This is a genomic window from Extibacter sp. GGCC_0201, assembly GCF_017566055.1.
Lineage (GTDB): Bacteria > Bacillota > Clostridia > Lachnospirales > Lachnospiraceae > Extibacter.
This window is the reverse complement of sequence record NZ_JABFCH010000004.1, coordinates 147,027-160,079: the sequence shown is the minus strand read 5'-3', so window position 1 is coordinate 160,079 and position 13,053 is coordinate 147,027. Positions and strand designations below refer to the sequence as shown.

The window sequence follows — 13,053 nt, the reverse complement described above, 5'->3', positions numbered from 1 at the left end:
GCCCCCCGCTTTCATGAGGCCCACGGATCCACGAGCACCTTCAGCGCTTCGCCCCTTTGCACCATATGCATCCCCTCCACAAGCTTTTCGAGGGGAACCTTCGCGCTCAGATATCGATCCGTACTGACCTTCCCTGTATGTATCGTCCTGATCGCGTCTTCCAGCCCTACCGCCGAATAGGAAAATGCGCCAAGTACCATGATCTCGTTATAATGTATCTTGTTCGAGTCCAGGGCAGTCATCGGGCTGTCCTTCGGCAGTCCGCCGTATATGACCACCCGCCCCCGCTTCTTCACTAGTTCCAGCGCCTGCTGCTGTGCCGCTGCATTTGGTACCGCACAGATTACCACGTCCGCGCCCGGACCGGCAAGCTCCTTTACTTTCGCCGTCGCCTCCTTTGGATCTTTATTTAAGATAAGATGCTCAAATCCAAACTTCCTGGCCTGCTCTATGCGGCCTCTGGCAAGCATGACCGTCTGGAAAGCGCCTCTTGCCCTGGCCACTTCCATATGGAGGCACCCGACAGGCCCGTCCCCGATTACGACTACCGTATCTCCATATGATATGTGGTTATATTTCTGGCACGCCACTACCCCGGATACCGGCTCTGCAAAGGCTGCATGGTCATAGCTCATGTCGTCAGGTATCTGCTCCACAAAGCCCCGTTCCAATACGATCTTCGGTATGGCGATATACTGGGCAAACCCACCGGGGAAATGAGTGCCGAGCATGCGGTGGTGGTCGCACAGGTTCACCATGCCTCGCCGGCAATAGTAGCATTCTCCGCAGCTGACATCCGGTGCCAGCGCGACCCGGTCGCCAGCCGCATATCCGTCCACGCCATCCGCCGTTTCCACAACTTCCCCTGCTATCTCATGGCCCATGATCTGTCCGGTCATCCCATTTCTGAGACCGCTGTGGTAGTTACGTATGTCTCCGCCGCAGATGCCGCAGGATACGACCTTGACAAGAAGCCCCCCTTCTGGGCACTGCGGAATCTCTCTGCTTTCAACCTCTATATGCTCAATTCCCTTGAACACTGCCGCCTTCATCATACCCTTCATGCGAGGCCTCCTTTCCGATAAGCCGTTCCCCCACCGCCCCTTTCGGATGGATGACGGCAAACTGCTCTTTTGTATATTCCGTATACTGCATCAAGGCGATGCAGACCGCATCAAAGAGTGATATGACCGCAAGCGTGCTGGCAGTCGCCAGCATATTGAACCGGCACGGCTCACGCTCGACCTTAACTTTCAGGCAGAGGTCCGCCGCCTTTCCGATGGCAGACGTTTCCTCTTCGGTCACACCCACCAGCACCGCCCCTTTGCTCCTGCAGGCCGGTATGAGCTGTACAAGCTCCTCCGTGTTGCCTCCCTTGCTTATGAGGATGAGAATGTCATGCTTATCGAGAACTCCGAGTCCGCCGTGTACGGCATCGGACGGGGTTAGAAATACTGCGGTACACTCCACGCAGTTCAGCGAATGTACTGCCTTCCTGGCCGCCATGGCGGATGTACCGCAGCCAGACACCACCACTTTCCCTTTTCTGCTGCCGATAAGCGCGACAAGCTCTGCCGCTTTTTCCATGTCCAGCTGCCCTGCCAGCCCCCCGATGGCTTTCCCTTCCTCCCGAATCGTCCGTTCCACTTCAGAAATAATGTCTTTTTTATCCAATGCAATCCCTCCGTTTTCATTTTTTTCATGACAAAGTGAAAGTTTTCTTTCTATGTCCAGTAATGTAACACAGCCGGTATCTTTTTTAAGCGGGGGGATTTTTAGAATATAAAGAGAATTTTTGTTGTATAGTGGACGCCGGCGAGAAGCCAGGTGGCATCTGCTCCGATGCGTACGAGGCTCCGACTTGTCCACGGCCTCCTAGCTTTGTGGCAGAGTCGCTGATAGCAGCTCTTCTCCCACAAATCAAGGATTCCGGGACAGATTCTCCGCCTCTCCCGCTTGTACCTGCGCATCTGCCACCTGGCTTCTCGACGGCTGTCTACTATACGAACAAGGGCGGGCATGGCTGTGTGGCGTTGAGGGCTGCATCCATCATGGCTGTGATGCTGTTGCAAAAATAGCCGGAATCAGGCACGGGGATGTTATCTTACATAACATTCTCGTGCCTGATTCCGGCTCTTTGCAGTTGTGGATATCCGCCAGGCCAGACGGCCTGCCGCGGCCTTTTACATAAGCTCCCTTTTGCGTACGCTCGCACGTCTCTGACTTAATCAGCTAATTTCCCGCTCCGATACTGTGACGGGGTCTGTCCCATATGCTTGACGAAGATCTCCCGGAAATATCTTGTATCCTTATATCCCACCGCTTCGGCCACCTCGTTTACGGTCAGGCTTGTCGTCTCCAGCAGGACAAGGGCTTTTTTTATCCTTACGTCTGTAATATAATCTATAAACTTCATATTCATCTCTTTTTTGAAAAGCTGGCTCAGATAGCTTGGATTGATGAAAAATTTTCCGGCGATTGTGCCAAGGCTTACATCCTTGCTGTAATGCTCTTCCACATAGGTCAGAATATCGGCTATAAGTGTCTTTCCACCGCTTTTCTTGCGGTCGTCGAACTGCCGGCTGATTTCCTGCAATGTCTGTTCCAGATACTTTCTGAATTCCTCTAATCCGGTATTTTCCACGGCTTGCCGTTCCAGCTTCTCAAGCATCCTGACCGCGGTCTCCGTATCCTTTCCCTTCTCCATCAGCAGCTTTGCAGCCAGCATGTAGATATCCAGACACATCACTTTGACATTCGTGTAGCTGAGGCCGTCCTCTTTTGCCTTGCGCAGCATCTCCTCTACGAACTGGCGTATTCCGGCTTCATTCTGTGACTTGATATAACCTTCCAGTATATTCTTATCAAACTCATTCAGCAGGCGCAGATTCAGCTTCTTGTCCTTTTGCCCTTCACAGATATCTACTCTGGAAAGCCCGAGCATGGAACACTGGAGGCTGCATTCCAGCGCTCCCGTATAGCTGACGCACAAATCCTCCGTGCGGAGCACTTCCCTGCCGATTCCTGCGGACGCTTCCATGCCATAGATGTTCTTAAGCACATTTACGAGATGGACCGCTTTTTCACGCAGGAAATGTATTGCAAGCGGGGTCTCCGTATTCAGGATGATGATAAACTGGTTTTCCCCCTTCTCATGTACGAAGGAAGTACAGCCACAGTGCAGGAACACTTCATCGATTATGTTGCACACGGCAAACTGCAGGATGGAAAGCCCCGACACATCTTCAAATTCCGGGACGGAGCGGATGTCCTGTATCAGCACGGCCGCCACCCTGTAATGGGGATTTGCAAACCGGATGCCCATCTCCTCCAGATCTTTCATAAGCTCTACCGTATCCATAGACGAGTCTACACGGACAAGCTCTGTCAGGTAGCGGCACTTTTTATAGAATTTCCCCTCTTCCGCCTGTCCTTTGACGATGCTTCTATCCCTTATCTGCCTTTCTTTCTGATCCAGCTCCTGTATGAGGCGTGCGGTCACTTCCCTGAACTCGCAATTGTCAATCGGCTTCAGAAGGTAATCCTTCACGTTCAGCTGGAGGGCAGATCTGGCATATTCAAAATTGGTATACCCGCTGATTACGACAAACTGGAGATATGGATTGTACTGCCTCGCCCTGCTGATAAATTCCAGTCCGTCAACAAGAGGCATCCTGATATCCACATACACGATGTCGACCTGGCTGCCCTGTATATAGTGCAGTGCTTCCAGCGCGTTCTCCTGAGGGGGCGCCAGCTTAAGCTCAGGAAAAAATCGTTCCAGCTTCCTGCATATCCCTCTGCGTATAATCTCTTCATCATCTACGACCAATGCTACGTACATATAAAAACCTCCTCTATGTCCGGACAGGGAGCCTAATCCGCACTTTTGTCCCCGTACCTTCTTCACTTGTAATCGTAATGCCGTATTCCTGTCCAAAATACAGCTTGATTCTTGCATTTGTATTTTCCAGCCCTATGCTTCTGTGGCTCTTAACGTAATCTACTTCATGGACCATCTTCTGTTCCCCGCTCTGGGCCAGCTTTTCATTCAGATGATCCAGCTGTTCTGTCCCGATGCCGGTACCGTTATCCTCCACTTCCGCGTACAGGCAGTCCCGGTCCCTGTATACGCGTATCGTCACTAGACATCTGTCGAGCACATTTTCCATCCCATGTACCACCGCATTCTCTACCATCGGCTGAATCAGCAGCTTGACGATATACAGCTCCCTGCAGTCCTCCTGGATATCGTAACGGACGTCCAGCTTATCACCAAACCGCAGCTTCTGGATCAGCATATAGTTCTCAATGTGCACAAGTTCATCCTGTACATGGACGAATTCCTGTCCCCGGTTGATTGAGTAACGGAATATTTTCGACAGCGCCTGGCAGGCATCGCTGATTTCGTCAGCCTCTTCCTCCTCCGCCATCATATCGATCGTCTGCAGGGTATTGTACAGGAAATGGGGATTGATCTGGGCCTGCAGCGCATTCAGCTCTGCTTCCTTCTGGTAGATTTCAGACTGATATACATTCTCGATGAGCTGCTTGGTACGTTCCACCATCTTATCGAAGGACATGGTGAGCTGTCCAATCTCATCCGATGCCCCTGTTGCCGCCCGGATGTCGAAGTCTCCTTCGCCGACCTGGTGCATCTTCCTCTGCAGCCTTGCCACCGGGTCGCTTATCGTCCTGCTTATATAGCTTGCAAAGTACACGGATAATATGACGCAGAACAGGGCCGTCAGTATGAGGAACAGCCGAAGGCGGTTGATACTGTCCATAATATATTCATTATCCACGACACAGACAACGCTCCATCCTGTGACCGGTGACGTGCTGAAGACGAGATACCCTTTCTCCGACAGCGACTCCATATAACCGTTCTGCACCGTGAGCAGCTCGCTCACCCTTGCTTCCCGGTACTGCGTGCCTATGTAGTCAGAGTCAGGATGGTAGATGATCTTCTTGTTATTGTCGATGATCAGGCACTGCTGGTATTCATTGCTGTTGACGCTCTGCAGCACATTACCGAGGATATCGCTGTTCATATGGATGATAAGGCAGCCTATCTCTTTGCCGGATTTATAATTATATATCTTCTTTACAATAGAAAATAACTTCTGAGGCTCTCCCGTACTGATGTAAGAGCTGCTGTCATATTGTGACAGAATGCTTACCTTCGCCCCGCTCTGTTTCATATCCTCGAACCAGTCCGTCCTTGTAAAGTCATACTCTGCCGTCAGACTCAGCTTGTTCTTGTCCGAACCGTATACGCTCCCGTTATAGGAACAGACGAATACATCCTCCACCGAAAAATAGGTGGCGTAAGAATCATTCAGAATCTGACGCATCGTTCTGTCTTTGCGGTAATAATCTTCTATCGTCTTTGGTTTCTCCTCCTGCAGGATGATACCGAGATCCTGATTCAGACATACCTGAGCGGATACGTCCAGAACCTTCTGAATCTCTCCCTCAATATTTTCCCCCATCTGTGCCATGGTCTCCTGTATGGAATCCAGCATCTGGGTCCGGATAGACTGCTCGCTGAAGGTCATGCTGAAGTAGCCGAGCAGGGATACGAGCACGGCTATAACGAGAAGGAAGCCGAGAAACAGCTTGTTTTTCATTTTTAAGTCTTTATACTTTATTATCTTCATATGTCTGCCCTGCATGTTTTCTAAAAAACTAAAATTTGTCTCCTTGTAAAAATGCTGCTTTTATTATATGATACCTACGGATTGCTTCGCACTTTGTGCTCCCGCAATCCTAAAAACATTCGAAATCCGCCCTATTCGGGCTACTTCCTCATGTTTTGCGGATTCCAAAGTTCTGCTCTTTCATGCAAGCATGAAGCGCAGAACCTTTTAATCCCGGTATCATTATATTATTATTACATTATTTTTTCTATAGTTTCCATGTTTTACCGCAGGGGGGTTTGGCAATTATGCACAAAAGGTTATTTAAAAATATCATATTCATAGTCTTAGCAGCCGGTGCTGTCTTTTCCTTCCTCTTCTTTTATTCTTATTTATACAGTTCACCAGGTACGTCCAAGGAAACCCGCTCCATCAATATTCTTACCTATAAGGACATTCCACTGTCTACGCTTGACGGGTTCCACGACAAGTATCCTGATTATAAGATTAATATTGAGCGCTATTCTGTCTATGGCTACCTGTCATATCTGGATGAAAAGCTGGATCAGGACGACTCTGTAGATATCATCGAAATCCCTGCAGAAGCGTATCCGAAATACATCTATAACAACATACTGCTTCCGATAACAGATATGGATGCATTTACACGCATCAATGCAGCTGCACTCGACTATCTGAAGAGGATGTCCCGGTCGGACAAGTATTTCGGCATCCCTTACCAGAGCAATTATCTCGGTGTATGGTACAATGCCTCACTCTTTGACAAGTATGATCTGGCGCCCCCGGATACCCTTCAAAATTTTATGAATGCCTGCCGCGTCTTTAAGGATAACGGCATCGCCCCGCTTTCCGCCGGCCTTGCCGACAGCGCTTCCGCCAATGACCTTCTGACGCTGCTGACCGCGGATGCTTTTGTTACGGCAGGCTCGCCGGTCACCGCATCTTCCGGATTCCGTAATCTGGACAGCCCCAGGTATCTGGATTCTCTTCGTCTGTGCTACGATATGCGTAAGAACGGATATCTGTCTGAGACGAGCCTTCATATGACCGGCGAGCAGGCGTTCCAGGCATTCCTGGACTCAACTTATGCCATGACAGTGGCGCCTGAGAATTATATATCCATGGTAGATGATTCTGTACTGCAGCAGATTAACATTGATGTATGTGGATTCTATCCGTCATGGAACGGCAGTGCACACATGGCAGTCGGAAGCCCTGCAGACTCTGTTATCGGCATCTGCAGAGGAAGTTCTAACATCGATATCAGCCGTACTTTTCTGGATTATTACACCAGGTATGAAACCGTCTTCCAATATATCGAGGACACCCGCACCATGACGAACATACAGAACTACTCTGTAAATGAAAAGCTGACCGATTCCTGGAACAAAATCAAAAGCCAGGACTGTTACATTCCTTCTGAACATTTTTACTTATCTCCTTACACAGGAAGCAAAGAGCTGCATGCTTTGCCACAGGAGTTATTTTATAACCTGGCCACTCCCGAAGAATTTACTCAAAGGGCCATCGCACTTTCCCACAATTAGGAGGTATCTATGAAAAAGGACATCATATCAAACAGGCTCAAAAAGAACAAGCTGCTGCTGCCGCTCGTACTGACGGGCTGCCTCTGCCTTGTACTGCTGGGTGTCATCGCCGCAGGCCGGCTGTCGGGAGAGAATCCTCCTGATACAGAGACGGCCGCAGGCGAGGAAGAATATATCTGGGTCGCCACTATGACAGGACACAGCATGTTTCAGGAAAATGACATCCCGGCATTCCGCCAGTTTGGCATCGACAGACACGTCACCACGACGATCCTCGGTCCGGAAGAATACGATATTCCCGGTCAGATCCAGGCAATGGAGGAAGCCATCTCCCGCAAGCCCGCCGGTATCGTCGTGCTCGGCATGGAGCAGAGCCTGGCTTCCGTAATCGATAAAGCAATACGGCAGGGGATACCGGTAGTGACGGTAGATTCCGATGTATCCACATCAAAACGTATCGCCTTTGCAGGTTCAGACTGGTACGAGATTGGCGTCACACAGGCGGAAGCCATGGTCAAGCTCATAGGCGGCAAAGGGAAGGTCGCTGTCATGGGCATCGGCGGAGCCGACACGACAGAGGCTGCATTTGATGGCTATCATTCTGTCACGGACAACTATCCTGATATCACCATCGTCGGCGAATATGATGACATGGCCAGCTACGACGAGTCGGAACGGATTACGAAGCTCATCGTGGAGACCCATCCCGACATCGCCGGCATCTCCGGTTTTAATTCCAACAGTGCAATCGGTATTACGAACGGCCTTGACGGTTCCTCTGCAGAGCACGACATCAAAGTTACTGCCATGGACATCGAGCCAGACAACCTGGCGCTCGTAGAAAGCGGTGACGTGGACGTCATCATAGGGCAGAAGCGGTCTGTATTCACTTACTATGCAGCCACTATCCTCTACGACATCAACCATTCCTCCATCAAGATCAACAACCTTTCCGACGGGGTTGCTTCTACTATACCCGACACCGTCTACACAGGCCTGATCTCGGTAAACCGGGAGAACCTGTACACCTATTTCCCGGATATGAAATAGAGGCCGTTATGATTCAGGCCTCTATCTTCTGCGTATGGTGCTCTATTCACTTGCCAGATTTTCATTTCTGATATTTCTCGCCTCTGCTTTGGCCATATACCGGCCTCTCACACTGTCAAGGAACACCGCGAGGAAGATGATGCCCGCTGATATGAGAGGCTGAATGTACATATCTATCTGCATATACACAAGCCCTGACTGAATCATCTGAATCATGACCGCCCCCAATATGGTGCCGGATACTTTACCGCTTCCCCCTGCCAGGCTCGTACCGCCCAGGACTGCCGCGGCGATGGCATTGAATTCCTCACCTTTTCCAAAGGAGGCATTGACAATACCTATCTGGGCCACTGAGATGATACCTCCGATTCCTGCCAGCAGTGCGCTCAGCATGTATACCGTAAATAATATCTTATCATTGCTGATTCCCGCTTTTCGGGCATCTTCCGGATTGTTTCCGACCGCATATATCTGACGCCCGAGCCTTGTCCTCGCCAGAAATAGCGCGGCTGCGGCCGCAATAGCCAGGAACAGGAGAATGGCCATCGGTACATTGGCTATCTTCTGGGAGCCGAGCGAAGTGATAGATTTCGGGAGGCTGACAGATTCCGAACGGGTCATCCACGTTCCTATTGCCCGTCCTGCCGTCATCATACCGAGCGTCGTGACAAATGGCAAGATCTTCAGCTTAATGATACAGAATGCATTGATAAGCCCGATGAGCAGGGCCACCCCGATTCCTGCCACTACCCCGGCTGCTGTCGGGACATGGAACCTGGCAATCAAAAGCCCGGTGGAGGCGGCTGACAGATACATGACCGAGCCGACCGACAGGTCGATCCCCGCTGTCAGCAGTACGAACATGATTCCGATACCGATGATTCCCACATAGGAGGAATTCAGTATGATATTGCTGAAGGATGCCATGCTCAGGAACTTTGGTGAAAACAAGCCAAACAGGACAAATATTATGATGAACAGCAAAAGCGGTATATTTTTAAACAGCAGCCTGCCTGCACTCTCCTTAGACTTCATATTGTCCGTCCCCCTTCCCGCTCTGGTTAAATGCGGCTTTCATGATAGCCTCCTTGTCAAATTCATCCCTCGCAAGCTCGCCGCGCACCTCTCCATTGCCCATGATTATGATACGGTCACATATCCCCATCAGTTCTTCCAGCTCAGATGAGATGACCCAGATTCCTTTTCCTTCCGACGCCAGATTGTTGATGATAGAATACACCTCATACTTTGCACCGACATCGATTCCTCTCGTCGGTTCATCCACAATCAGAAGGTCAGGATTGCTGAGCAGCCATTTGCCGATGACTACTTTCTGCTGGTTGCCGCCGCTCATGCTTTTTGCCGGATTATTTTCAATTGGTGGACATTTTATCTTCAGCGTGTCTACCATACCTTGCGTACTTTTCTTAACCGTCGAGTCATCGACGATTTTAAGCTTTGTTCTGGCTTTTTCCGGTATGGATACGAGAGAAAGGTTATCCTGTATGGTAAACTCCATAAACAGCCCTTCTTCCCTCCGGTTTTCCGTGACAAAGGCCACTTTGTTTTTTATGGCAAGCCTTGGGGTTATCTTTCTGATCTCCCTGTTGTGTATCAGTATCTTTCCTTCTTCATGTGGATCCAGGCCGTATACGATTCTGGCAAGCTCACTTCTTCCAGATCCCATGAGTCCGAACATCCCGACCACTTCCCCTTTGTGTACCTTCATGCTGACGTTGTGCGTTATTCCCTTCTGCGTTATGTCCTTCAGCTCCAGCACCGGTTCTGCTAAAGGACGGTTCGTCTTCGTCGGGTATAGCTGGTCAATCTCTCTTCCAATCATAGAGCTGATCATACGGTTTATCGTGTAATTCTCTTTCCTGTCATTATCCGTAATTGTTCCGTCCCTCAGAACGATAATATGATCTGACAGCCGCTGTACATCTGCAAGTATATGGGATATGTATATGATAGACTTTCCCTCCTGCTTCAGACGCTCTATGATGGCAAACAGCTTTTCCGTCTCCCGGGCTGTGAGAGAGGTCGTCGGTTCATCAAAGATAAATATCTGTGGGTCGGATGACAGTGCTTTTGCTATCTCTACGAGCTGGCGCTCCCCAGGTGACAGCTTCTCCACAATTGTCTCCAAAGATACCTCCAGATCTACTGATGAAAGCACTTCTTTCACCTTTTCCGCAACGGCCGACTTTCGTATAAGCGGCGTTCCCGGGATGCGGGGATAAGAATCTATATACATATTGTCAATGATGCTCAGATTGGTAAACAGGTTCAGCTCCTGATGTATAAATGCGATTCCTGCCTTTGTGGCATCGGATGGCCTGTGCGGCTCATAGGGGCTGCCGTTCAGAAAGAGATTCCCTTTATCTGCCTTGAGAACGCCTCCGATGATATTCATAAGCGTTGACTTGCCGGCCCCGTTTTCTCCTATCAGGCTCAGAAGCTCCCCCTTTTCCAGTGCAAAGCTGACATCTTTCAGTGCTGCGATTCCAAAGAAGCTCTTTGCAATATGTTCTAACTGTAATACGTATTCACTCATATTAAACACCTGCCTCATTCTCGGTTGACATCTTCACCGCCAGCCTTGTCCTCACCACATCCAGAAACGCGGCTGCCAGAATTACGAATCCTTTCACTATATTAATCGTGTAATACGATAGGTTGAACAGGTTTAGCACATTGAACAGTATCGTATAGAACAGTACGCCAAACACGGTCCAAGTGACCTTCCCCTTTCCGCCGAGCAGGCTCGTGCCGCCCAGTACCGCTGCCCCTACGATGTCCATCGTCAGATCTTCTCCCAAAGTAGGGCGCCCCATGTTAAGCCGGGCCGAGTAGATGGCTGAGCCGGCGGCAGCGCAGAATCCGCTGAATGCGTAGCAGAATATCGTGACCTTCTTTGTCGGCACGCCGGATACGATGCTGGCCGTCTCATTGGCTCCAGTCGAGTATATCCACTTCCCAAGTACGAGTTTCTTCAATATAAAATAAGCGATGACGGTCACGGTCAGAGTCAGTATCGCCGCGTATGGTATGATTCCCCCGAGCGACCCTTTGCCCAGTTCTTTGAATCCCTCAGGCAGCCCCATGACATTCCTGGACTGTGTAAGGAAGATGGCAAAGTTAAGCAGAAACATCTGTGTGACGAGTGTTACCATGAAGGGCGGCATCTTGAACCGCGCGACAAAAAATCCGTTGAACATGCCTATCAGCGTCCCAGCCATAAGCATTACAAGAATACAAAGCGGTATTGCCATGCTTGAATCTGAAAGCGGTCCTCCTTCCGGTCCGATAAGCCATCCCCACAGAGGTGTGGAAGAGAAGATATCCTCCTTAAGCGAACTGCTCATAAGTACAGTACCGATAACGCTTGTAACTCCTATGACAGATACCTGCGACAGATCGATGCCGCCCAGCAGCAGTACAAATGTCTGTCCGACAGCAACGACGAGCAGCGGCCATAAGTTCGACATTACGTTGAGAAGATTGCTTCTTGTGATAATCCTCGGCACAAATGGGATGACACAGACAAAGCATAAGACCGTAAGATAAAATATGAAATATTCTGACATGAACATACTCATAACTATCTGCTTTGCAGTTTTCTTTTTGCCCTTCGCCTGTGTTTTCTTTGTAAAAACACCCATATCATAACCTCCTTGTATTCTTTTGGGCCGCGCACCGGCAGTTCACTGCCAGGCGGCGGCCCTTATGCCTGCATGCCTTCTACTTTTCAGCGCTTACTGCGTTGCCCCACATATCCATTCTCTTTTCTTCCAGATTGCCCTGGGTGAGCGCGAAGCCTGGGTCCTCAACGACCTCGTCCGGCGCCGCCTCCCCGTCTTCGATAGCTTTGATGATTCCGTTCATCGCCGCATCGGCCTCATAGAACAAGTCCTGGACTCCTGTAGCGTCTACATACCCTTCGTCGATAAGCTTTCCTGCTGTGGAGTCGCCGTCAAGCCCTCCGAGGATAATGTGGCTGGCATCCCCTGCTTTCTGCCATTTCCCCAGAGGCTCCACTACGGACTGGATGGTAGGGAAGAGGAAATCAGATGAGGAGAAGATGAAGTCTATCTCCGGATTAGCCTGTACCGCACTCTGAAGGTTTGCAAGTGCCGTAGCGGCATCCCATTCTGTAGGAACTTCGATTACCTCATTGAAGATGTCTTTCTCTTTCTCGACTGCAGCGTAGAATCCATTCTTACGTTCTATCGCATTCGGGTCGCCAAGATCACCTACGAGAATACAAGGTGTCAGCTTCTTTCCGGTCTCGTCGTATTTTGCCTTCGCCTGCTCTACCATGTAATCCACAGTAGCCTCCGCTGTCGTGGCATTATCACACACTACTGTGATGTTGCTGCCTTCGTCGGATGTCGGCGGACGGTTGAAGATGACGATTGGGACTTCAGAATCATTCGCCGCCGTGGTAACTGTCACAGCCGTATCTCCATCTACCGGTATCATGATGATTCCGTCAATATCCTGTGTCAGCGCGTCATTGACTTGCTCCAACTGCTTGTTCGCATCCCCCTGGCAGTTCAGCTCAATCACTTTGTAGCCTTCCTCTTTCAGCGTGTCCGTGATAATCTCATGGGCTGCCACCCAGAATTCTGTCTCCAGGTCTTCAAAGCTGAAAGCAATCGTGATATCTTTGCTGCCGCCGTCGCCGCTGTCCTTGGCTTCCTCCTTGTCGGCACATCCCACAAGGAGCGCTGCCATCATTGCCACTGCAAGCAGCACACTCAACAATTTCTTCATAACATTTCCCTCCG

10 protein-coding genes are annotated in these 13,053 nt (G+C 50.1%); 2 read left to right on the top strand and 8 right to left on the bottom strand.

The window, feature by feature from the left end:
• Window positions 1–11: 11 nt before the first annotated feature.
• The 4 genes from HJV72_RS04330 to HJV72_RS04315 all read right to left on the bottom strand — a co-directional run bounded on the left by HJV72_RS04330 (window position 12) and on the right by HJV72_RS04315 (window position 5,663).
• Window positions 12–1,064, bottom strand: coding sequence for an alcohol dehydrogenase catalytic domain-containing protein (locus HJV72_RS04330; protein WP_117772094.1), 1,053 nt, complete (start codon window positions 1,062–1,064; stop codon window positions 12–14).
• Window positions 1,024–1,674, bottom strand: a complete 651-nt coding sequence (locus HJV72_RS04325; protein WP_208068978.1) for a KpsF/GutQ family sugar-phosphate isomerase — start codon at window positions 1,672–1,674, stop codon at window positions 1,024–1,026. The genes HJV72_RS04330 and HJV72_RS04325 overlap by 41 nt, the downstream gene beginning before the upstream one ends.
• 550 nt (window positions 1,675–2,224) lie before the next feature.
• On the bottom strand, window positions 2,225–3,844 hold the full coding sequence (locus HJV72_RS04320) for a response regulator transcription factor (protein WP_208068977.1): 1,620 nt from the start codon (window positions 3,842–3,844) through the stop codon (window positions 2,225–2,227).
• A gap of 13 nt (window positions 3,845–3,857) precedes the next feature.
• Window positions 3,858–5,663: a sensor histidine kinase gene (locus HJV72_RS04315; RefSeq protein WP_208068966.1), complete on the bottom strand. Its 1,806-nt coding sequence runs from the start codon at window positions 5,661–5,663 to the stop codon at window positions 3,858–3,860.
• A 287-nt stretch (window positions 5,664–5,950) separates the two neighbouring features.
• Between HJV72_RS04315 and HJV72_RS04310 the strand changes: the two genes are divergently transcribed.
• Together HJV72_RS04310 and HJV72_RS04305 are read left to right on the top strand one after the other, a co-directional pair.
• Window positions 5,951–7,210: an ABC transporter substrate-binding protein gene (locus tag HJV72_RS04310; protein ID WP_208068964.1), complete on the top strand. Its 1,260-nt coding sequence runs from the start codon at window positions 5,951–5,953 to the stop codon at window positions 7,208–7,210.
• 9 nt (window positions 7,211–7,219) lie between these two features.
• Window positions 7,220–8,260 carry a substrate-binding domain-containing protein gene (locus tag HJV72_RS04305; RefSeq protein WP_208068962.1) on the top strand — a complete coding sequence of 347 codons (1,041 nt, stop codon included), beginning with the start codon at window positions 7,220–7,222 and terminating at the stop codon, window positions 8,258–8,260.
• A 42-nt stretch (window positions 8,261–8,302) separates the two neighbouring features.
• Here HJV72_RS04305 and HJV72_RS04300 read toward each other — a convergent pair whose 3' ends face one another.
• The 4 genes from HJV72_RS04300 to HJV72_RS04285 all read right to left on the bottom strand — a co-directional run bounded on the left by HJV72_RS04300 (window position 8,303) and on the right by HJV72_RS04285 (window position 13,039).
• Window positions 8,303–9,295: an ABC transporter permease gene (locus tag HJV72_RS04300; RefSeq protein WP_208068960.1), complete on the bottom strand. Its 993-nt coding sequence runs from the start codon at window positions 9,293–9,295 to the stop codon at window positions 8,303–8,305.
• Window positions 9,285–10,817, bottom strand: a complete 1,533-nt coding sequence (locus tag HJV72_RS04295; protein WP_243765511.1) for a sugar ABC transporter ATP-binding protein — start codon at window positions 10,815–10,817, stop codon at window positions 9,285–9,287. The genes HJV72_RS04300 and HJV72_RS04295 overlap by 11 nt, the downstream gene beginning before the upstream one ends.
• A gap of 1 nt (window position 10,818) precedes the next feature.
• The gene (locus HJV72_RS04290) at window positions 10,819–11,925 is read right to left on the bottom strand and encodes an ABC transporter permease (protein ID WP_066580784.1); all 1,107 of its coding nucleotides are present in this window, start codon (window positions 11,923–11,925) and stop codon (window positions 10,819–10,821) included.
• Between the two features lie 79 nt (window positions 11,926–12,004).
• Window positions 12,005–13,039, bottom strand: a complete 1,035-nt coding sequence (locus HJV72_RS04285) for a sugar ABC transporter substrate-binding protein (RefSeq protein ID WP_208068956.1) — start codon at window positions 13,037–13,039, stop codon at window positions 12,005–12,007.
• Window positions 13,040–13,053 lie beyond the last annotated feature (14 nt).